16 protein-coding genes and 1 pseudogene are annotated in these 20,679 nt (G+C 65.7%); 3 read left to right on the top strand and 14 right to left on the bottom strand.

The features are described 5' to 3' along the window. Positions 1 to 76: 76 nt before the first annotated feature. Both ACIP9X_RS16455 and ACIP9X_RS16450 read right to left on the bottom strand, forming a co-directional pair. Positions 77 to 1,042 (bottom strand): polysaccharide deacetylase, encoded by a 966-nt coding sequence (locus tag ACIP9X_RS16455; RefSeq protein ID WP_400480828.1) that lies wholly within the window; start codon positions 1,040 to 1,042, stop codon positions 77 to 79. Between the two features lie 40 nt (positions 1,043 to 1,082). Then, positions 1,083 to 2,666 (bottom strand): purine-cytosine permease family protein, encoded by a 1,584-nt coding sequence (locus ACIP9X_RS16450; protein WP_400480827.1) that lies wholly within the window; start codon positions 2,664 to 2,666, stop codon positions 1,083 to 1,085. 107 nt (positions 2,667 to 2,773) lie between these two features. Here ACIP9X_RS16450 and ACIP9X_RS16445 point away from each other — a divergent pair, with 107 nt between their 5' ends. After that, complete coding sequence (locus ACIP9X_RS16445) at positions 2,774 to 4,351, top strand: PucR family transcriptional regulator (protein WP_400480826.1); 1,578 nt, start codon at positions 2,774 to 2,776, stop codon at positions 4,349 to 4,351. Between the two features lie 199 nt (positions 4,352 to 4,550). On the opposite strand, the gene purU is transcribed toward ACIP9X_RS16445, so the two are convergent. From purU to glyA, 7 genes are read right to left on the bottom strand one after another with little or no spacing between them, the layout of a single operon-like run. Beyond that, positions 4,551 to 5,447, bottom strand: coding sequence for a formyltetrahydrofolate deformylase (gene purU / locus ACIP9X_RS16440; protein ID WP_400480825.1), 897 nt, complete (start codon positions 5,445 to 5,447; stop codon positions 4,551 to 4,553). A gap of 3 nt (positions 5,448 to 5,450) precedes the next feature. After that, positions 5,451 to 6,824, bottom strand: coding sequence for an L-serine ammonia-lyase (locus tag ACIP9X_RS16435; protein WP_400480824.1), 1,374 nt, complete (start codon positions 6,822 to 6,824; stop codon positions 5,451 to 5,453). After that, positions 6,824 to 7,459 carry a sarcosine oxidase subunit gamma gene (locus ACIP9X_RS16430; protein WP_400480823.1) on the bottom strand — a complete coding sequence of 212 codons (636 nt, stop codon included), beginning with the start codon at positions 7,457 to 7,459 and terminating at the stop codon, positions 6,824 to 6,826. Before ACIP9X_RS16430 ends, ACIP9X_RS16435 begins: the two co-directional genes overlap by 1 nt. Beyond that, a complete protein-coding gene (locus ACIP9X_RS16425; protein ID WP_400480822.1) occupies positions 7,452 to 10,394 on the bottom strand; it encodes a sarcosine oxidase subunit alpha family protein in 2,943 nt (980 codons plus the stop codon). The genes ACIP9X_RS16430 and ACIP9X_RS16425 overlap by 8 nt, the downstream gene beginning before the upstream one ends. Next, the gene (locus ACIP9X_RS16420; protein ID WP_400480821.1) at positions 10,391 to 10,813 is read right to left on the bottom strand and encodes a sarcosine oxidase subunit delta; all 423 of its coding nucleotides are present in this window, start codon (positions 10,811 to 10,813) and stop codon (positions 10,391 to 10,393) included. The genes ACIP9X_RS16425 and ACIP9X_RS16420 overlap by 4 nt, the downstream gene beginning before the upstream one ends. A gap of 27 nt (positions 10,814 to 10,840) precedes the next feature. Further along, positions 10,841 to 12,061, bottom strand: a complete 1,221-nt coding sequence (locus ACIP9X_RS16415) for a sarcosine oxidase subunit beta family protein (RefSeq protein WP_400480820.1) — start codon at positions 12,059 to 12,061, stop codon at positions 10,841 to 10,843. Continuing rightward, positions 12,058 to 13,413 carry a serine hydroxymethyltransferase gene (gene glyA / locus ACIP9X_RS16410; protein ID WP_400480819.1) on the bottom strand — a complete coding sequence of 452 codons (1,356 nt, stop codon included), beginning with the start codon at positions 13,411 to 13,413 and terminating at the stop codon, positions 12,058 to 12,060. The genes ACIP9X_RS16415 and glyA overlap by 4 nt, the downstream gene beginning before the upstream one ends. A 142-nt stretch (positions 13,414 to 13,555) precedes the next feature. Between glyA and ACIP9X_RS16405 the strand changes: the two genes are divergently transcribed. Further along, complete coding sequence (locus ACIP9X_RS16405; protein WP_400480818.1) at positions 13,556 to 14,227, top strand: GntR family transcriptional regulator; 672 nt, start codon at positions 13,556 to 13,558, stop codon at positions 14,225 to 14,227. Positions 14,228 to 14,400: 173 nt separating this feature from the next. Next, entirely contained in the window at positions 14,401 to 15,363 is a 963-nt protein-coding gene (locus tag ACIP9X_RS16400; RefSeq protein WP_400480817.1) for a LysR substrate-binding domain-containing protein, read from the top strand. On the opposite strand, the gene ACIP9X_RS16395 is transcribed toward ACIP9X_RS16400, so the two are convergent. From ACIP9X_RS16395 to ACIP9X_RS16375, 5 genes and pseudogenes are all read right to left on the bottom strand, one after another. Then, positions 15,360 to 16,715: an MFS transporter gene (locus ACIP9X_RS16395; RefSeq protein WP_400480816.1), complete on the bottom strand. Its 1,356-nt coding sequence runs from the start codon at positions 16,713 to 16,715 to the stop codon at positions 15,360 to 15,362. The two genes, ACIP9X_RS16400 and ACIP9X_RS16395, sit on opposite strands and share 4 nt — an antisense overlap. Next, positions 16,712 to 17,791 carry an MBL fold metallo-hydrolase gene (locus tag ACIP9X_RS16390; protein WP_400480815.1) on the bottom strand — a complete coding sequence of 360 codons (1,080 nt, stop codon included), beginning with the start codon at positions 17,789 to 17,791 and terminating at the stop codon, positions 16,712 to 16,714. The genes ACIP9X_RS16395 and ACIP9X_RS16390 overlap by 4 nt, the downstream gene beginning before the upstream one ends. Before the next feature lie 250 nt (positions 17,792 to 18,041). Next, positions 18,042 to 18,221, bottom strand: a pseudogene (locus ACIP9X_RS16385) (hypothetical protein); the annotation flags it as partial. 129 nt (positions 18,222 to 18,350) lie between these two features. After that, positions 18,351 to 19,010 (bottom strand): cyclodeaminase/cyclohydrolase family protein, encoded by a 660-nt coding sequence (locus ACIP9X_RS16380; protein ID WP_400480814.1) that lies wholly within the window; start codon positions 19,008 to 19,010, stop codon positions 18,351 to 18,353. Positions 19,011 to 19,134: 124 nt separating this feature from the next. After that, positions 19,135 to 20,673, bottom strand: coding sequence for an alpha-N-arabinofuranosidase (locus ACIP9X_RS16375; RefSeq protein WP_400480813.1), 1,539 nt, complete (start codon positions 20,671 to 20,673; stop codon positions 19,135 to 19,137). Positions 20,674 to 20,679: the final 6 nt, after the last annotated feature.

Genomic DNA, 20,679 nt, shown 5'->3' with positions numbered 1-20,679 from the left:
GAAAAGCCGGAACGCTCTCTCACCTGTGAGAGAGCGTTCCGGTTTAAGCGACAGGAAGCGAGAGAGCGTCCGGCGGTCAGAGGAGCGACGGGCCGGCGGCCAGCTCCGGTTGGCGGACCTGCGCCGGGGTGAAGCGGGCACCGGCGTCGGGGAAACCGGGAACCTCGATGCGTGCGTGGGTGTGCACCTCTGTGACAGTGTCCCGGGTGTGCTGGGCGATCTTTTCAAGCGTCGTGACCCACATCCCGTCCATGGCCTTCACCCGGCTGATCAGCTGCTCCAGCGCCACGGCTTTCGAGGGCCTGCCGGAAATGAACGGATGGTTGGTCAACACGAAGCAGCTCCCTGCAGCATGATGCGCTTCAGCCTCCAGCGCCCACATCTCCAGGACTTTTGCAGGACTTTCTATGACGCCGCTGCCGGTCACTCCCGGGTAGAAGGCGTACTGTTCCCAGTCGTCCAGCGCCCAGTCGACCGGAACTTCGACGAGATCCCGGGGATCGCCGTCGGCCACGCTGAAGCGGTACGGTGCATCGCCGTCGAGCAGGCTGGAGTCATAAAGGAAGCCGCGGTCCGCCAGCAGCGCCGGTGAGTGCCAGTTCAGCTCCCACCAGGGGGCGCGGTAGCCGGTGGGGCGGACGCCGGCGACTTTTGCCAGCGCTTCCAGGCCCCGGTCCAGGTACCGCGCCTCGGTTGCGGCGTCGATGCCCTGCATGGGTTCGTGAAGGTAGCCGTGGTGGGCGATCTCGTGGCCGCCGTCAACGATCCGGCGCACCACGTCGGGGTAGCTTTCGGCGGTGAAGCCAGGGATGAAGAAGGTGGCCTGGATGTCCTGGCGCTGCAGGATCTGCAGCAGGCGCGGCACCGCGACCTTCGGTCCGTAGGACTGGTGGGTCATGAGGGACATGCGGCGGGTACTGCTGGGGTCGTGGGCGATAGTGCAGGATTCAGCGTCGACGTCGAACGTGAAGGACGCGGCGGCGCGGTACCCCTCTGGCCAGGTGATCGGGTGGGCGGAGTCTGCGAATGCGGGGAATTCCATGGCGGTTCCTCTTAAGAAATGCGGGTTAAGAATGGGGGCTTTAGAATGCGGGGGCGGTTGAGGGACGGTCTGCTGTCTCCGGGACAGTTGTCCCCGGATCGGCTGCCGCCGTAGCCGCGCCTTCCGGAAGAGCAGACTCCGGGGCGGCTGCGGAAACCGGCTCCGGTCTGCCTCCGTTGACCACATACCTGCGGTGTACCCGGGGTCCGAAAACCGCGTACGTGGCGGCGCTGCTGAGGCCGCCTGCCAGCCAGGACAGGTCCCAGCCGCCGAGGGCAACCGCTACCGGTCCCTGCATGGCGGGAACCAGGCCGTACATGAACAGCCAGGTGGAGAAGATGCCGACGAGCAGGGACACAACGCCGGCCCAGTTGACGCCCGGCAGGCGCCTGGTGCCCACGGCGTCGAACAGCCGCGCGGTCTCGCCCGGCCAGCGCTTCTCGATCCAGAAGTAGTGCACCAGCATCACGCCGCCCCATGCAGCAACCCAGGCCACGAGCCCGATCAGCCAGGCGTCAAGCACTGCCGCGAAGTCCTCCTGGAAGATGAAGAAGACGACGGCGATCAGCGAGAACACTCCCACGAACAGGTTGAGTTTGCGTCGGCTGATGGTGATGTCCAGCGCCTGGGTGGCGACGGAGAAGGTGTAGATGTTCAGGATGTTCGTGGCAATGGGGCCGTGCAGAACCATGAGCAGGACCGGCAGGGCCAGGACACCGAAGTTCTGGACGATGAGCTTTCCCGGGTCGATCTCGCCGCTGTTGGTGGCAAGGCTGGCACCCAGGATCCCCAGCCAGACGACAGGGATGAACTGGCCCAGGACCGAGGCCAGGTAGACCTTGCGCTTCGGGACTTCGGTGCTGACGAAGCGGGAGTAATCGGCGGCATAGGTGAACCAGGTGATGCCCCAGCCGATGCCGATGGCCGTCATCACGGCGCTCATGGCTGCGATCCGTTCGGACCCCTGCAGGATTTCACCGGCGGGTCCCGCGTAGGCCCAGTCGATCTTCATGCCGAACCAGGCCACTGCGGACATGACAGCAAGAATGAGAATGGTGGGCGGCACCGTCCACTTTTCAAAGGCTGCAATGGCTTTGTAGCCGAACCAGGCGATGGCTACCTGTGCAGCCATGATGCCGGTGGCGACGCCAATCTTCCAGCCGTAGTTGTGGGCTGCGGGATCGACCCATCCGAGGGTTCCGAAGAGCGCCATCACCAGATCCAGGATGATCCAGGTGTTGACCGCGCACCAGCCGATGACCAGCAGTGCCTGGATGGCGGCCGGAAGGTAGTTTCCGCGCCGGCCGAAGGCTGCCCGGGCCAGGACCATGCCTGTGGCGCCGGTCTTCTGGCCGAGCAGGACAAAGCAGCCGAAGAGCAGCATTCCGATGAGGTTCCCCAGAACCAGCACGGTGACGGTGTCGGCAAAGCCGAGTCCGAGGTGGATGCCCAAAGCGCCCAAGACCCAGTTAATGGGGGCCAGGTTGGCTCCGGCCCAGATCCAGAACTGGCCGGATACTTTGCGGGTTCGCTGTGATTCGGGAATGGGCTGCAGCCAGGCTTCGACATCTTCGTCGGCTACTGTCGCCGGGCCAGCCGGCGCTGCAGTGGGTTTGTTTTGCATGAGGGTCCTCCGTAAGAAAATGGGACACCGTCAGGTTATGTGCGCCAGACCACAACCAACAAGATACGATGTGTACACCAAAAAACCCCATTGCGTTACGGAGCGTCATGCCAATACTGCTGAGCGAAGTCTTGCAGCACTCCACCCTCGCCGCCGCCGACCCCGTGATCCGCGCTGCGGCGGCCGCTGCGGAGGCGACGCAGTTGCGGTGGGTGCACTCCAGCGAGGTGCTCGAAATAGCGCCGCTGCTCAGCGGCGGAGAACTCCTGCTCACCGGCGGCGACGCCCTGGTAGCGGCGTCAGAGGGACGCAGGGTGGAGTACGTCCGCCAGCTTGCTGCCCGGGGCGTGGGCGCTTTGGCTGTGGAAACCGGGCAGACCCTGCCTTCACTGCCGTCGTCGATGATTGGGGCGGCAGAAGAAGCTGGACTGCCCCTCATTGAGTTCCGCAAGGTGGTGCCCTTCGTGGGCATCATGCAGGCCATCAACTCGATGCTGGTCAGCGAATCGGTGGCACACCTGCGCCGCGCCGACGAGGCCAGCCACGCGATGGCTGTGGAACTGGCCCACGGAAGCAGCCTGGACCAGATGCTTGCCGTACTCGCCGGCATCGTCGAAGCCGGCCTCGAGCTCTCTACCGTGTCGGGCGTGACGCTAGGGAGCGCTGCCGCTGCCGGCGGCGACACCGTTCCGGCTGACCGCGATACTGCGGAAACGCGCGGAAACGCGGCGGGTCCGGACGGCGCAGCAACTGACGGGACGGTGATAAACATCGACGTTCCCGTCCGTGGCGTGCCCTCGGCGAGGCTGGCCATCATCGTCCCTCCGCACGGTGACGTCAATCTGGCGCGCGTTGCAGGAGGACGTTGTGTGGACATCCTGTCGCTGGCGCTGCTGCAGCGGATGCCGCCGGGGTTGAAAGAGGTGGCCGGCACCGCCCTGCTGCGTGCGGTCAGCTCCGGCAGCCAGCCCTGGCGGCTTCACCAGCTGGCGCCAGCCGCCGGGATCCAAGCTTCAGCAACGGTGGTGGCGGTGGTGGTACGGTCCTCCACCTCGCAACAGTTGCGCGAGGCAATGGACAAAGTCCTGAAAAAGTCGGCGCAGCAGAGTGCCAGCTATGTGGACAATTCGGAGCTCCTCGCCCTCGCCGTTCTACCGCATGACCGGGAGGCGGCGGCCCGTGCGGAGCTGGTGGACGCCCTGCGCGGACTTCCCGTCGGCACCGGAACCGTCACTGCCGTGGGCCCTTTGGCAGCCGGGATCAAGAACGCACCGTGGTCGCTCGCTGAGGCCAGATGCGCGCTGGATCTCGCCGGAAACAATTCCTTCCGCGCGCCGGAGCATGCGGCTCCGCCGGCTGGAGGGCTGGTGGTCGACGTCGAAGAACTCGCCGTGGAGCGGTTGGCGGCGCAGCACCTGGACCATTCGGCGCGGCAGGCCTATGTTCGCCAGCAGCTTGGCCCGGTCCTGGAACACGACGAGCGGCGCAACTCCCAGCTGCTGGCAACGCTGGCTACGTGGCTGGACTCCGGCTGCAATACCGCGCAGGCAGCCAGGGAACTGCACGTGGAGCGGCAGTCGATGCATCACCGGCTGCAGCGGATCTTTGACTTGTGCGGCGGCGATCCGCGGGGAACGGGCAGGCTCGCGGCACTGCACCTGGCAACACGGCTCGCCGCGCTGTAGGCGTTAACGCTCCCTCACCTTTCGCAAGAAAAACCCGAACGCTCCCTCACGTTTTCAACTGCTCCCCGGAAGCTGGACTGACAAATTCAGTTCCGACTCCTGGGGAGCAGTTCAGTCGTGAGGGAGCGTCCGGGCTGAAGCGGCAGGACCTGAGGGAGCGTCCGGGCTAAAGCGGCAGGACCTGAGGGAGGGTCCGGGGTTAGCGGAGCACCACTGTCCTGTTGCCGCGCAGGATCACCCGGCCCTCGCAGTGCCAGCGGACGGCGTTGCTGAGGGCCTTGCATTCGGTGTCGCGCCCGGCGGCCACCAGGTCCTCGGGGCCGTAGGTGTGGTCCACCTCCACCGTCTGCTGGGAGATGATGGGTCCCTCGTCGAGCTCAGCGTTGACGTAGTGCGCGGTGGCGCCCACGGTCTTCACGCCCCGGGCATAAGCCTGGTGGTACGGCTTGGCGCCCTTGAAGCTCGGCAGGAACGAGTGATGGATGTTGATGGCCCGCCCCTCGAGTTTCCGGGTGAGGTTGTCGCTGAGGACCTGCATGTAGCGGGCCAGCACCACGAGCTCAACGTCGAGCTCGTCCACGAGTTCCAGCAGCCGTGCCTCGGCTTCGGGCTTGGTGTCCGGGGTGACGGGAACGTGGAAGAACGGGATGCCGTGCCATTCCACGAGCGTCTGGTGGTCCGTGTGGTTGGAGACCACGGCCGCGATCTCCACCGGCAGTTCGCCGATGCGGGCGCGGAACAGCAGGTCGTTGAGGCAGTGCCCGAACTTGGAAACCATGATCAGCACGCGGCGCTTGGCGCCGTTCGGCTCGAGCCGCCAGCTCATCCCGAAGCGTTCCGCTACCGGGGCAAAAGCGGCCCGCAAGGTGTCCGCGGTGGAGGCATCGCCGTCGGACGCAAAGTGCACCCGCATGAAGAAGTGGCCTTCGGAGCGTTCGCCGAACTGCTGGTTGTCGATGATGTCGCAGCCGTGCTCCAGCAGGAAGCCGGAGACCGCGTGGACGATGCCCGGCGACTCCCGGCAGTCCAGGGTCAGGACATGCTCCACGGTGGTGGCCGGCTGCCCGGCGAAGGATTCAGTCTGTATGGCAGTCATGGCTCAGCACTCGATCACATTCACGGCGAGGCCCCCGCGGGACGTCTCCTTGTACTTGGTTTTCATGTCAGCTCCTGTTTCACGCATGGTTTTGATGGCTTTGTCCAGCGAGACCTTGTGGCTGCCGTCCCCGTGCAGCGCCAGCCGCGCGGCGTTGATGGCCTTGACGCTGGCGATCGCGTTCCGCTCGATGCACGGGATCTGCACCAGGCCGCCCACGGGGTCGCAGGTCAGCCCGAGGTTGTGTTCGATACCCACCTCGGCGGCGTTCTCAACCTGTTCAGGCGTGCCCCCGAGCACCTCGCAGAGCCCGGCGGCCGCCATGGAGCAGGCCGAGCCCACTTCGCCCTGGCAGCCCACCTCGGCACCGGAGATGGAGGCGTTGATTTTGAACAGAATTCCGACGGCGGCTGCCGCCAGCAGGAAGCGCACCACACCGTCGTCGTCCGCTCCCGGCACAAACTTCGCGTAATAGTGCAGGACGGCCGGGACGATTCCGGCCGCCCCGTTGGTGGGGGCGGTGACGATGCGGCCGCCGGCCGCGTTTTCCTCGTTGACGGCGAGCGCGTAGAGGTTCACCCACTCCATGGCCCGGAGCGGATCGGTGACGCCGGTGTCCGCCGTCAGGGTCCGGAAGAGCTGCGGTGCACGCCGCCGCACCTTCAGGCCGCCGGGAAGGATTCCCTCCGCGGCACAGCCGTTGTCCACGCATTCGCGCATGACGGCCCACAGCTTGAGCAGTTCCCCGCGGAGCTCCGCTTCGCTGCGCCACACGAGTTCGTTGGCCAGCATCACGTCGGAGATCGACATGCCTTCACGCCGGCAGATCTCCAGGAGCTCGTTGGCGGTGGTGAAGGGGTACGGCAACGGGGTTTCATCGGCCACCACCTGGGCGTCGGCGCCGGCGTCGCCGTCGACGACGAAGCCGCCTCCGATGGAGTAGAAGCTCCGTTCGCTCAGCACTGCCCCGCTGTGATCCAGCGCCCGGAAGGTCATGCCGTTCGGGTGGGCGGGCAGCGATTTGCGGCGGTGCAGCACCACGTCCTCGTCCCAGTTGAAGTCCACCCGGTGGTCCCCGCCGACCCGGAGTTCAGCGTCCAAGGCGGCGGCAGCCACCTGATCATCCGCGGTGGACGTGTCAACGGTCTCCGGCTCCAGGCCCTGCAGGCCCAGCACCACGGCCTTGTCCGAGCCGTGGCCGCGGCCCGTTGCTCCGAGTGAGCCGAACAGCTCTGCCTGGACCCGGGTGGTGGAGCTCAGGAGTCCGGCCCCCTTCAGCCCGTCGGCGAACTGTTTCGCTGCCCGCATCGGGCCGACCGTGTGTGACGACGACGGCCCGATGCCAACAGAGAACAGATCGAGGGCGCTGAGCGCCATCAGGGAACCTCGGGGGAAGCGAACTCCCTCATGGCGTCCAGGAGCCAGCGGCCCAGGTAGTCCGCAAAGGAGGCGCGGGGGAACAGCCGGAAGCTTTCCTCCCCGGCCTTGAACAGAACCACCGGGATGTTGCCGACCTCGGTGTTCAGGGCAGTCCCGGCCGTGAAGCTGCGGGGATGCAGGTCCAGGGAGCAGCCCTTCTCCAGGACTGCACGGGCCCGCGGGCCGGACAGCTCAAACGTGGTGCGGTTGGCAGACAGGTCCACCACCTGCCCCTGGGCGTCGCCCAGGGCAGCCACGAGGGAGCCGATCAGGTCTCCGCCCAGGGAGTCGTGGGCTTCTTCCGGGGCCACGATGAGGAACTCCTGCGGGCCAAGCCAGAGGACGCTGACCTCGTCGGTGCCGCGGACCTCGCCGCAGCGTACCGGCAGGCCGCCGGCGACGGAAGCGATCCGTGCCCCCGCCTCGGAGCTGGGATCCACGCGGACCCCGGCCATGGTCTGGAACTGGCCCTCTTTGAGCTCAACGGTTCCCGGAATGGAGCCGGTTTCGAATGCTTCGGCCAGGTGTGAGGCCGGGCTGCGGCGGATTTCCCGGAGTCCATTGATGCCTGTGAAAGCTGCGGTGTTAGCCATCTTTGCGGGTCCCTTCGGGGTCAAAAAGTACGGTTTCTGCGACGACGACGTCGACCAGCTGATCGCCGGCGGCGGCCACGAGGGTCTCCCCGATGCGGTTCCGGCCGTTCTTGATCAGGGCCAGCCCGAACGACCTGCCGAGCGCGGCGCTGTGGTAGCTCGATGTGACAAAGCCCTGCATGGGCACGGGGCCGTAGGCGGGGTTCACCGGGATGCCCTTTTCCACCAGCTGGGTGCCTTCCGGCAACCGCAGGCTGCCGTCCACCGGGAGGACGCTGACCAGGTGCTTGCGGTCTTCGCGCTGCCCGTCCACGCGGGAGTAGGAGCGCTTGCCGATGAAGTCCTTGGCCTTGGAAACGATCCACTCCATCCCGGCATCCTGCGGGGTGACCGTGCCGTCGGTGTCCTGCCCGACGATCGGGTAGCCCTTTTCGGCGCGGAGCACGTGCATGGTTTCAGTGCCATACGGGGTGATGTTGAATTCTGCTCCTGCCGCGGCCACGGCTTCCCAGGTGTTCAGCCCGTACCAGGACGGCACGTTGATTTCGTAGGCCAGTTCACCGGAGAACGAGATGCGGCAGATGCGCGCCCGCACGCCGGAGGCGAGCGTGGTTTCGCGGAAGGTCATGAACGGGAAAGCCTCGGCGTCCAGACCGCCGTTGGCGGCGAGTTCGGGGGCAACCTTCGCGATGACCTCGCGGGATTTGGGTCCGACGACGGCAATGGTGCTCCACTGTTCGGTCACCGACGTGCAGTGCACGTCGAGTTCCGGCCATTCGGTCTGCAGCCATTCCTCCAGCCAGTCCAGCACCTTGGCGGCGCCGCCGGTGGTGGTGGTCATGAAGTAGCGGTCCTCGTCGAGACGCAGGGTCACTCCGTCGTCGAAGATCATGCCGTCCGGAAGGCACATGACGCCGTAGCGGGCAGCACCCGGCGCGAGCTTCTTGAACGCGTTGGTGTAGATCCTGTTGAGGAATTCACCGGCGTCCTTGCCGCGGATTTCGATTTTGCCGAGGGTGGTGGCGTCCATGAAGCCGACGGATTCGCGGACTGCGGCGCACTCACGGAGCACCGCTTCGTCCATGTCCTCCCCGTTCTGCGGGTAGTACCAGGGCCGCTTCCACTGCCCGACATCTTCGAACAGTGCGCCCTGGGCAACGTGCCACGGGTGGATCGAGGTGACGCGGGCGGGGTCGAACAGTTCGCCGCGCTGGCGTCCCGCCAGTGCCGCGAAGGCAACGGGAGCGAACGGTGCACGGTAGGTGGTGGTGCCGATGTCGCCGATGCCGCGGGCTGCTTCGCCGGCCTGGCGGAGAGCCGCCGCGATGACGCCGATGGCGTTCACGCCGGAGGTCTTGCCCTGGTCGTTGGCGGTGCTGATGGAGGTGTAGCGCTTGACGTGCTCCACCGAACGCATGCCCGCGCCCGTGGAGCGCAGGACGTCGGCCACGGACTGGTCGCGCTGGAAGTCGACGAAGTGGTGGTGCCAGTCGTCGGGCGTGCCCGTCTGGCCGGGGACCAGCCACAGCTGGCGGGTCGGGCCGGAGGCCTTCGGCTCGCCGAGCGCGGACGGCTCGACGGCGGAAGTGAAGCCTGCGCCGATTGCCGCCGCCGCACCGGCCGAGATTCCTTCGGCCAGGCAGTCTCCCAGCTCGAAGCTGCCGCGGCCCGAACCGATTGTCTGCTGGTTCGGCACGACCGTGGCCGGCACAAAGGCTGCCAGCTCCTCGTCCCAGCGCAGCTTGCCCTGCCGCTGGGAGTGCAGGTGGACCAGCGGGCTCCAGCCGCCGGACACAGCCAGCAGGTCGCAGGCGATCTCTTCGACGCCAGAGGTGAGTTCGCCGTCGTTATTGATGCTGCGGACGGTGACGCTGTTGAGCCGGCCGTCTGAACCCGCTGCAGTGTTGGCCACCGCGCTGCCGATCAGTACACGGGTCCCGGCTTCGACGGCGGCGGCAGCCACCGGGGTCAGGGCGGGACGGGCGTCGACGACGGCGGCGACCTTGACGCCGGCGGCGCGGAGGTCCGCGGCCAGGGCGTAGGCGCTGTCATTGGTGGTGCTGATGACAACGCGCTGCCCGGCGGCCACGGCGTAGCGGTTCAGGTAGCTGCGCACAGCGGACGCGAGCATGATGCCGGGGCGGTCGTTGTTCTCGAACACCAGGGGACGCTCGTGGGCGCCGGGTGCCAGGACCACCTGTGCGGCCCGAACGTGCCAGATGCGCTGGCGGGAGACACCGGGGGCGGCAGGGCTGGAGAGGTGGTCGGTGCGGTTCTGGACCGCGATGACGTAGTTGGCGTCGTAGGCGCCGAAGGCGGTGGTGCGGTTCAGCACCGTGCATTCGGCGGCGGAGACGAGCTCCGCCTCGACATCAGCAACCCATTCCAGGGCCGGCTTGCCCTCGATGGTGTCAGCCAGTTCGGGGACGGTGGATCCGGACAGCAGCGATCCGCCCAGTTCGGGCTGGTCGTCCATCAGGATGACGCGGGCGCCGGTGCGGACTGCCTCGCGGGCCGCGGCCAGGCCGGCGGGGCCGCCGCCGATCACCAGCACGTCGGTGTGGACGTACTTCTTGTCGTACTCCGCCTTGTCATCGGCCGGGTCCAGCCGGCCCAGGCCGTTCAGCAGGTCAGCCTTCAGGCCGTCCACCAGCGAGACGGTGGTGGCCGGAAGCATGGACTCGGCCACGTCGCCGGGGAACCGGGCCTCGATCCGCACGAGGGCGTTGGGTTCTTCCACCCCGGCGGCGAGGATGCCGCGGGGCCGGTCCTCGTACAGCGAGTTGCCGGCGGCGACCCGGCCGTTGGCGAGCAGCGCGGAGGCCAGCGTGTCGCCCGGGTGTCCGGTGAATTCCTCGCCGTCCACGGTGAAGCGCCAGGAGATGCTGCGGTCGATGCGTCCGCCGGTGCTGAGGCGCGCGTTCTGGGAGGTCACTTGGTCGCTCCTTCCGGGGCGGTGGTGCTGGGTGCAGAAGTACTGGTGGCAGTGCTGGTTGCAGCAATGCTGGGCCCGGCGGTCCCGGTGGTGGTGCTGTCAGCGGCGGTGCTGGCAGTGCCGGTTTCGGCGGTTACCTTGCCGGCTGCATCCGGCCGTGACGCTCCCATGGGATAGATGGCCTGGATGTCGTAGGTGACGGTGTCGCGGAGCATGTTGAACCACTGCCGGCAGCCGGTGCTATGCACCCAACGCTCGGCGAAGGTGCCCTTGGTGTTCTCGCGGTAGAACAGGTACTCGGCCCATTCCCGGTCATTGAGGTTGTTGGGGTTTTCCGGGTAGGCCACGTGGGCCTGGCCGCCGTAGTGGAATTCGGTTTCGTCCCGCGGGCCGCAGTTGGGGCAGGAGATAAGCAGCATGTGCGTCTTCTTTCTTATGGACCGTGGCTAGTGGGCGACGGCGGCAGCGCCGTGCTCGTCGATCAGGGCACCGGTTTCGAAGCGCTCCAGCGCAAACGGCTTGTTGAGCTTGTGCGGTGCTCCCGTGGCGATGGTGTGCGCGAAGGTCAGGCCGGCAGCGGGGGTGCCCTTGAAGCCGCCGGTTCCCCAGCCGCAGTTGACGAACATGTTTTCCACCGGGGTGGTGCCAACAATGGGCGAGGCGTCCAGCGTGGTGTCCACAATGCCGCCCCAGGTCCGGAGCACGTGTGCCCGGGCGAAGATGGGGAACAGTTCGACGGCGGCCGCCATCTGGTGCTCGATCACGTGGAAGGACCCGCGCTGGCCGTAGCCGTTGTAGGAGTCCACGCCGGCGCCCATGACCAGCTCGCCCTTGTGTGCCTGGGAGACGTAGACGTGCACGTGGTTGGACATCACGACGGTCGGGTGGACCGGTTCGTGCAGTTCGGACACGAGTGCCTGCAGCGGGTGGGACTGGATGGGGAGCCGGAACCCGGCCATCTCGGCCAGGACGGAGCTGTGCCCGGCGGCGCAGAGGCCCACCTTCTCGGTGTGGATGGTGCCCTGGTTGGTCTTGACACCCACCACCCGGTCGCCGTCCTTGAGGAAGCCGGTAACTTCGCAGTTCTGGATGATGTCCACGCCCATTTCGTCGCACTTGCGGGCGAAGGCCCAGGCAACGTGGTCGTGCTTGGCGATGCCGGCGCGCGGCTGGTAAGTAGCACCCATGACCGGGTAGCGGATGTTGTCGCTGGTGTTCAGGATGGGGCAGAGTTCCTTGACCTGATCCGGTTCCAGCCATTCGGCGTCGACACCGTTGAGCTTGTTCGCGCCCACGCGGCGGATGCTCTCGCGGACGTCGCCGAGGGTGTGGGCCAGGTTCATCACGCCGCGCTGGCTGAAGAGGAAGTCGTACTCCAGCTCCTCGGGGAGGATCTCCCACAGCTTCAGCGCGTGCTCGTAGATGGCGGCGCTCTCGTCCCAGAGGTAGTTGGAACGGATGATGGTGGTGTTGCGGGCCATGTTGCCGCCTGCGAGCCAGCCCTTTTCGAGGACGGCGATGTTGGTCATGCCGTGGTTCTTGGCCAGGAAGTAGGCCGTCGCCAGGCCGTGCCCGCCGCCACCCACGATCACTGCGTCATAGGAGGACTTGGGCTCCGGGTTGCGCCACAGGAAGTCCGGGTGTTCCGGAAGCTGGTGGGTGCTCACTGGGCTGCTCCAATCATGTCTGTCTCAAAGGCGGCAATCTCGGCGTCGCCGTTCAGGTGGGGATAGAGGGGGAACTGGTTGGCGAGCGCCGTCACACGTGCACGGAGTTCGACGGCGGTCGCGTCATCGAGGGTGCCGGTGCCGTTGGTGCCGTGCCCGGCGGCGGCGATGAGCGCCGTCGCGATGATGTCCGCAACCTCGGTGAATTCGGTGGCGCCGAAGCCGCGGGTGGCAAGGGCCGGGGTACCGATCCGGAGGCCGGAGGAAACCATCGGCGGGCGCGGATCGAACGGAACAGCGTTGCGGTTGACCGTGATGCCGATCTTGTGCAGCGCGTCCTCTGCCTGCTGGCCGTCCAGCTCGGAGTTCCGCAGGTCAACGAGGACCAGGTGCACGTCCGTGCCGCCATTGACCACGGTGATGCCGGCGGCCTCGAGGTCGGGCTGCAGGAACCGGTCGGCGAGCAGCTTGGCGCCCTGCAGGACGCGCTCCTGGCGTTCCTTGAATTCGGGGCCGGCGGCGAGCTTGAAGGCCACGGCCTTGGCGGCGATGACGTGCTCCAGCGGGCCGCCCTGCTGGCCGGGGAACACGGCGCTGTTGATCTTCTTGGCGTACTGCTCCTTGGCGAGGATGACTCCGCCGCGCGGTCCGCCCAGGGTCTTGTGGGTGGTGGTGGTGACGACGTCGGCGTACGGCACCGGGTTGGGGTGCAGCCCTGCCGCGACCAGGCCGGCGAAGTGTGCCATGTCCACCATGAGGTAGGCGCCCACGAGGTCCGCGATCCGGCGGAACTCTGCGAAATCGAGCTGGCGGGAGTAGGCGGACCAGCCGGCGACGATCAGCTTCGGCTTGTGCTCCAGGGCCAGGGCCTCAACTTCGGCCATGTCCACGCGGAAGTCGGATTCACGGACGCGGTAGGGAACCACGTTGTAGAGCTTCCCGGAGAAGTTGATGCGCATGCCGTGCGTGAGGTGGCCGCCGTGGGCCAGGTCCAAGCCCATGATCGTGTCGCCCGGGTTCAGCAGTGCGAACATTGCGGCAGCGTTCGCCTGGGCGCCGGAGTGCGGCTGGACGTTGGCGAATTCGGCGCCGAAGAGGGCCTTCACGCGGTCAATGGCGAGCTGCTCGACCACATCAACGTGTTCGCAGCCGCCGTAGTAGCGCTTGCCGGGGTAACCCTCGGCGTACTTGTTCGTGAGGACCGAGCCCTGCGCCTCCATGACGGCGGACGGAGCGAAGTTCTCCGAGGCGATCATCTCCAGGGTGGACTGCTGGCGGACCAGCTCGCGGTCAACGGCCTGCTGGATCTCGGGATCGACTGCGGAAAGTCGCTCGTTCAACTGCTCAACCACGGGTGCTCCTTTGAAATACCTTTTTGACTTTGACTGATATATCAGTGTGAGGTCAATGGTATGATCGGAATCACAAGAGAGTCAAGAGCCGGAAGCAAAGTGAAGTTCAGCCTTCCGTTCGGTCACAGGATTGGAGCCCGCCGTGAACGCCATAGCTGCCCTGCTTCCCGCCGAGGAAGAAGCGCCGTCCCAGGCGGAGGCCGCCTACCGGCAGCTGCGCGACAAATTGATCATGCTGGACATCCGGCCGGGCGAACCCATCAACGACGGGCAGTTGGCGGCTGAGCTGGGCTTCAGCCGGACGCCTGTGCGCGAGGCCATCAAGCGGCTGGAGGTGGACCACCTGGTCGTTTCCTATCCGCGCCGGGGAACCTTCGCCACCACCGTGGACTTCACCGAACTGGCCGACGTCTCCGAAATCCGGGAGCTGCTGGAGCCGCTGGCGGCGCGCCGGGCTGCGACCCGGGCCAGCGCGGCCATGCGCAAGGAGTTGCTGGGCGTGGCGGACGCCATTGCGGGGCTGGCACCGCATCCCACAGAGTCCCGCGAGCTGATGCGGTACGACGTCACCGTGCACCGCCTGATCTACCGCGCCGCCGCCAACCCGCACCTGGAAGACACCCTGATCCGTTACGACAACCTGGCAACCCGCATCTGGTGCGTGGTCCTGGACAAGGTCCCGTCGGTCAGCGGCCACATCACCGAGCACGTGGACCTGCTGAAGGCTGTTGCGGAGGGCGACGCGGACAAGGCCGGCGAGCTCGCACTGCACCACGTGACGAGCTTCGAAGAGACGATCCGCAAGGTCCTCTAACCCCCGACGCCCCCTCACCTCCTGCAGAAAAACCACCAACGCCCCCTCACCTCCTGCAGAAAAACCACCAACGCCCCCTCACGTCCTGCAGAAAAACCACCAACGCTCTCGCACCTCCAGCGAGCGGCTAGCGCCGCCGTCGTTCTCGAGAGGCCATCCCCTACTCTGGGTAGGTGCTCGACTACACCCTCAAGCAGTTGCAGTATTTTGTCGCCGTCGCCAATCAGGGGTCGATCTCTGCCGCTGCGGCTGCCTCCCATATTTCCCAGGCCGCCATGTCACAAGCGATAACAGAGCTGGAACGTGTAGTGGGTTCCCAGTTGGTGGTCCGTCACCGGGCCCGCGGGATCGTACTGACCGCCGTCGGGTCCTATTTTCTCCGTGACGCCCAGGCTTTGGTGCGACACGCGGAAGAGGTACAGGGGCGCGTAATTGAACGGCAGCAAGGGCTGGTGGGACCCTTGGTGATCGGATGCTATGCAGGCCTGTCGGCGTTTTGGCTCCCGGAGATTGGCCATGGATTTGTGAAAGCGAACCCGGGCCTTGAGGTGACTCTGGTTGAAGGAGACGGCGCGGAACTGCAGGAACGCATGGTCAACGGCTATCTGGATGCGGTGCTGACGCACACCCGGCACCTGATTCCCGGCGTCGGATCAACCACAGTAATGGCCGGCAGGCCGTATGTGCTGGTAGCAGGAAACCATTGGGCGGCCGAGCGGAAGTCGGTGCACCTCAGGGAACTGGCTGATGAGGACTTCGTTTCCCTTGACATTCCCTCGGTACGGGAGAACCAGCTGGTCAATCTGCGCATGTCGGGTCTGGAGCCAAGAATCGCGTGGAAGTCCAGCAGCCTTGAAGCCGTCAGGGGCATGGTCGCGCGGGGCCTCGGCTATACCGTCCTGGTTCAGCGGCCGCCGGTGGATTTGAGCTACGACGGCCTGCCGCTGGCAGTACTTGAGATCGAGGACAACGTGGGCCACAGCGACATCTGCGTTGCCTACATCCCCTCTGACCGGCTGAGTCTCCGGTTGCGGGCTTTCATCGAATTCTGTGTGGAAGCTGGAGCCAAGAAGGAAAGGGAGTCGGCCAACCGAAAGGCTGCCCGACTCCCGCAGAATCCTGCCGCTGACGTCTAGATATTGTCTGCCGTCAGGTCCTGGTTCTTGCCTTCCTTCACAGTCAGCAGGCACAGGCCGGCGACCACGAAGCTGGCCGCCCAGACAACGCCCGTAAGCCAGAGCGACCCGCCCGTTGCGAGCACCAGTCCGCTGACGATCATGGGTGTGAACCCGGCGCCCAGGGTTGATGAGAGCTGGTAGACCAGCGAAGCGCCGGTGTACCGGATCCGGGTGGGGAAGAGCTCCGCGGAGAAGGCGCCAAACGGCCCGAAGATTGCTGCCTGGATGACACCGTTGGCCACGAAAAGTGCGATCGCGAACAGCCAGAGTTCTCCGAGTTCCAGCATCCACATCATCGGCAGCGCCAGGACGGCACCTGCAATGATGCCGGCAAACATCACGGGCCGGCGTCCCAGTTTGTCGCTGTAGCGGGCGGCAAACCAGATGCCCACCACGGTCAGGGCCGCGCCGACGGCCTTGACGTTCAGGACGCCGGTGCGGTCCATGCCGACGTTCTCCACCACGAAGGAGATGGCCCATACGGTCATAAGGCCCTGCACGGTGTACGAGCTCATGCCTACGAGGGTGCCCTTGATGACACTCATCGGGTACTTGGTGAGGACCTCCATGAGCGGGATCTTCTTTTCCTCGGCCTTGTTTTCCAGTGCCAGGAACAGCGGGGACTCGGCAACCTTGAGCCGGATGACCAGGCCGATGGCGATCAGGACGATGCTGATGAGGAAGGGTATGCGCCAGCCCCAGCTGAGGAACTGGTCGCTGGGCAGGACGGAGACTGCGGAGACTGCGAGCGTAGCCAGTACCGCACCCGCCGGGCCGCCCATGTTCGCGAAGCTCGCTGCGAAGCCGCGGCGCTCCTTGGGGGAATGTTCCAATGCCATGAGCATGGCCCCGCCCCACTCGCCGCCAACGGCCAGGCCTTGCACGATACGCAGCACGATCAGGGCGATGGGAGCCAGCATGCCCACCTGCGCGGTCGTGGGCAGGAGCCCGATCAGCGTGGTGGCGATGCCCATCATGAGCATGGAGGTGATCAGAACGCCCTTGCGGCCCAGTTTGTCCCCGAAGTGGCCAAACACGACGCCGCCAATGGGACGGGCGAGGTATCCGACAGCCAAGGTGGAAAACGAGGCGAAAATGGCCACAGCCGGATCGAGGTTGGCGAAGAATACCTTGTTGAAGACCAAGGAAGCAGCCGTGGCATAGAGGATGAAGTCGTAGAACTCTATGGCGCTTCCGATGAATGATGAGGCGAGAATCCGCCGCATCTGCGGGGTGTTGAAGCCCTGCTCTTTAAGGGACTCCGGAGCTTGCTGTCCGGTAGGTGAGGGCATTTCTGCGCGTGTTTTCATAGGGAGGTTGCCATTTCCATTTCAGTGCTGGGGACGCCGGCCGCGTCGTTGCGGGCAGTAGTGGAGAAAGGAATTACGTCCAGGTCATCGGGAACCAGGAAAGCGCCGGAGAATTCTTCGGCCGTGGAAACCCACACGGATTTGGGGGTGGTACCGGGCACTAGGTGGTGGAGTGCCAGCCGTGCAGCGCCCGCTTTTTCAGCCAGCGCGATCGCATCCTGAACCGAGGTGTGCGACCGGCGGTGGTGGTCCATGGAGGCCTGTGCTTCTTCAGTTGCCACATTGCCGTAGGCACGGGATACCCACTCGAAGTCAATTGCCTCATGGAGCAACAGATCCGTGCCGCGGGCAAGCGTGACCAGATTCTCGCAGGGGGCGGTGTCCCCGGAGATGGTTACGGATCCCTCGGCGGTATCGAACCGGAAGGCGAAAGCGGGGGCGACCGGCGGATGCTCCACCAAGATGGCGGTCACCGTCACCAGCTCATCCCGGTAGATTTCGAAAGGAGCCATCCCTGCCGGCGTCGGATTTGAGTTGGGGTCATACCCGAGGTCTGCCGGAAGCTCGATGTCCGCGGCGGAGAAGTGTTCCAACGGAGACGGCCGCAAGGCGTCGATGATCCTGTCGTTCAGATCGGTGCCGTAGGCGCGCATCAGGTGTTCGAACATCGCCTTCGTGCCCGGCGTCGGCTGCTCGGGGAAAATCGGCGTGGGCTGGACGACGGCCCGGGGCGAGACAGGCGGCAACTCGCCGCGGCTGCCGGGTCCGATGATCCTGATCGGCTCCTGGCCAGGCCTCAGGGTAAAGAGCCCGAAGATGGCCAAGCTGGCCAGGTCGATGCAGTGGTCCGAGTGCAGGTGGGTGAGGAAGATGCCGCGAAGGTCGGCCACGGAGAAGCCGGCCTTCATGAGCTGGTTTCCAACACCGCTTCCGGCATCTACCAGGTAAACGGCTTCGCCAACCACAACGGCCGTGGCAATGCCGGAACGCTTACCCGCATTGGCGCCGCTCCACCACCGGGGTCCGCCGGCCGTGCCGAGGGTGACTACATAGGGTTTCAGGGAAGTCGCTGCCACGATAACCTTTCACATCTGCCTCCGTCCACGTTGCCGGAGGTCTCATGCCCCCACTCTCCCCCCTCGCCAGAAGTTCTGTAAAACTGTTTAAACCGACCAACTTAACTGGTTATACCTATGTTTGGTGGGAGTGAAAGCCGCTTTGTCGATGGCAGGATGTGAGAGAGCGTCCGGTAACGGACAGCATGATGTGAGAGAGCGTCAGCTAACGAACCGCAGGATGTGAGAGAGCGTCCGGCAACGGACATTCTGCCAGGGACTTGGCCATTGCCGCGTCCGTGGCGGCCCGGTCCGGTTTCGTGCCCTCGGCCGGCGGCATGGTCGGCCTGTTGGCCTCCCGGAACGCCCGGAGCGCCTCGGTGACTTTGGCTTCCTCGACACCCAGATTGGCGGCAAGGTCCGCCGCGACCTGACCGCGGTCTCCGCCGTGTGACGCGGCCTTTGCTGAAAGGCGGCTATTTTCCGCCCTTCCTCAAAGATGAGGCACCTGAATGAGTGACTGCTGTTCGGAGACTGTCAGGAGGCTGTGAACCGCACCGCCGGCGTCGTACGCCCGACGTCAGACGGCATCCGTCGGGGCGGCGCGGTGATCTATCCGCGAGGTTATTTCGTCGATCCGTTCAACAGCAACGGTGAGATCCTGAACCGTCGACCACAGCTCGGGATGCTGTTCCCGAACCTGTTCGAGGGTGGCGCCCGCCGACTTGAGCGAGGCGAGGTCGAAGCTCACGTTGGTGCGGGCGCCGGTCAGCGCTGCCCTCAGTGCACCGAACGCGACGACGATATCGGCAATGAGCGCCGGGTTGCCGTTGGAAGCCAGCCACTCCAGATCACCAATGGCGTCAATGGCCCGCTCGCCGAGCACGGCAGATGCCTTGGCGGCATCAACGGAAGCCTCATGTATCGCCTCCTCCCGTTCCGGCCCGGGCTCCAGCCGGAAAGCGGCGCCGAACGCCTGGGATGCAGCGGCGTCGTCATCGGCCAGTTGCAGAGCGGTTTCCCGCAGCGATCGCGCCCGCGATTGCACGCTGGCGACTTCGCTGCGTTCCTGCCCCTGCGCGTCGGTGTATCCGGCAACCATCGACGTCAAGGACGCGGCGATGGCAAGCATGACTCCGGTCCCGGCGCCACCCCCGGGCGAACCAACGGATTCAGCCAACGCCCGCGTCCAATCCTCAACGCTGGAGCCCTGGGTTGTCACTGCCTCAGAATCATTCATGACACCAAGTCTCGGGCCTACTGTGCAGATATGGCTAAAAACCGGATGGGCCACGCACAAATCAGGTGAGGGGACGACGGCGGGAGGTTCCTGCCGTCGTCCCCTTGCCTCTGCCGGCGAGTGATCAGTTCTTGACCACGTCCAGTTCGATCACGGCCCAGGACAGCGCCGGCAGGGTGGCCCGGAGTTCGGAGCCGCTGGCCTTGGCCCCTTCAAGCCGCTTCAGGCCCACGCGGTCCGGGCTGCCCTGGCTGTTGATCGTGAAGCGGTCCCCGCCATCCGGGATCTCCAGGACCTCGGCACGGACAACCTGGCGGGCATCGAAGCCGCGGAGCGCCACCTCGACGTCGGCCGCTTCCTCCAGGCCGCGGTTCGCGAAGAACAGCGCCAGCCGGCCCGTTTCCTCGTTCCATGTGGCGCTGACGTCCACGAGGTCGGTGTCACCGAACCGGGCATTGGTGTACTTGTCCGAGTCGACGGACAGGCGCAGGATCTGGCCCTTTGCCAGCTCCGCCATGCGGGCAAAGGGGTGGAAGATGGTCTGGCGCCACGCCGGGCCGTTTTCCTCGCTGAGAATCGGGGCGATGACGTTGACCAGCTGCGCCTGGTTGGCGATCTTGACCCGGTCGCCGTGGCGGAGCAGCGAGTTGAGCAGGGTGCCGACCACGACGGCGTCGGTCACGTTGTACTTGTCCTCGATGACCCGGGGATGCTCCCGCCAGCCGGCCTTGGCCACCTGGTGCGGCTGGTCTTCGGTATCCAGGCCGCGCTGGTACCAGACATTCCACTCGTCGAAGGACAGGTTGACGTGCTTCTTGTGCTTTCCCTTAGCGCGGACGGCATCAGCGGTGGCGATGACTGATTCAATGAAATAGTCGGTGTCCACGGCGCTGGCAAGGAAGCTGCCGACGTCGCCCTCATGCTCCTGGTAGTAGGCATGCAGCGAGACGTAATCCACCTCGTCGTACGCGTGGGTCAGCACCGTCTGTTCCCAGGCCCCGAAGGTCGGCATGCCCGAGTTGGAGCTGCCGCAGGCCACGAGTTCGATGTCCGGGTCCACGAAGCGCATGGCCTTGGCGGCCTCCTGGGCCAGCCGGCCGTACTCGTCAGCGGTTTTGTGGCCGATCTGCCAGGGCCCGTCCATTTCATTGCCGAGACACCACAGCTTGATGTTGAACGGGTCCTTGTGCCCGTTCTTGGCGCGCAGGTCCGATAGATGGGTACCACCCGGATGATTGGCGTACTCCACGACCTCGCGTGCCGCATCCACCCCCCTTGTGCCCAGGTTGATGGCTTCCATGATTTCGGTTCCTGCCTGCCGGGACCAGTCCACGAACTCGTGGAGCCCGAAGGCGTTGGTTTCCAGGGTGTGCCAAGCGCCGTCGAGCCGCCGTGGGCGGCTTTCCCGGGGACCGACCCCGTCTTCCCAGTTGTAGCCGGATACGAAGTTTCCGCCGGGGTAGCGGATGACGGTGGCCCCGAGTTCCTTGACGAGCTTGAGCACGTCCTGCCGGAAGCCGTTTTCGTCGGCCTCCGGGTGGCCCGGTTCGTAGATGCCGGTGTAGACGCAGCGGCCCATATGCTCAACGAAGGAGCCAAAAAGGCGGCGGGGCACCTCCCCGATGGTGAAGTCTCGGTCCAGGGTAATTCGTGCGCGGGACATGTGGGG

This window comes from Arthrobacter sp. NPDC093125 (genome assembly GCF_044754225.1).
Taxonomy (GTDB): domain Bacteria; phylum Actinomycetota; class Actinomycetes; order Actinomycetales; family Micrococcaceae; genus Arthrobacter.
Note: the sequence above shows the minus strand (reverse complement) of the source record. Positions and strands in the feature narration are given on the sequence as shown.

Coding starts and splice junctions, on each gene's coding strand:
- ACIP9X_RS16395 (WP_400480816.1), bottom strand. CDS start 16,715: ATGAAAACACGCGCAGAAATGCCCTCACCTACCGGACAGCAAGCTCCG.
- ACIP9X_RS16375 (WP_400480813.1), bottom strand. CDS start 20,673: ATGTCCCGCGCACGAATTACCCTGGACCGAGACTTCACCATCGGGGAG.
- ACIP9X_RS16435 (WP_400480824.1), bottom strand. CDS start 6,824: ATGGCGCTCAGCGCCCTCGATCTGTTCTCTGTTGGCATCGGGCCGTCG.
- ACIP9X_RS16380 (WP_400480814.1), bottom strand. CDS start 19,010: ATGAATGATTCTGAGGCAGTGACAACCCAGGGCTCCAGCGTTGAGGAT.
- ACIP9X_RS16450 (WP_400480827.1), bottom strand. CDS start 2,666: ATGCAAAACAAACCCACTGCAGCGCCGGCTGGCCCGGCGACAGTAGCC.
- purU (WP_400480825.1), bottom strand. CDS start 5,447: ATGACTGCCATACAGACTGAATCCTTCGCCGGGCAGCCGGCCACCACC.
- ACIP9X_RS16455 (WP_400480828.1), bottom strand. CDS start 1,042: ATGGAATTCCCCGCATTCGCAGACTCCGCCCACCCGATCACCTGGCCA.
- ACIP9X_RS16430 (WP_400480823.1), bottom strand. CDS start 7,459: ATGGCTAACACCGCAGCTTTCACAGGCATCAATGGACTCCGGGAAATC.
- ACIP9X_RS16445 (WP_400480826.1), top strand. CDS start 2,774: ATGCCAATACTGCTGAGCGAAGTCTTGCAGCACTCCACCCTCGCCGCC.
- ACIP9X_RS16420 (WP_400480821.1), bottom strand. CDS start 10,813: ATGCTGCTTATCTCCTGCCCCAACTGCGGCCCGCGGGACGAAACCGAA.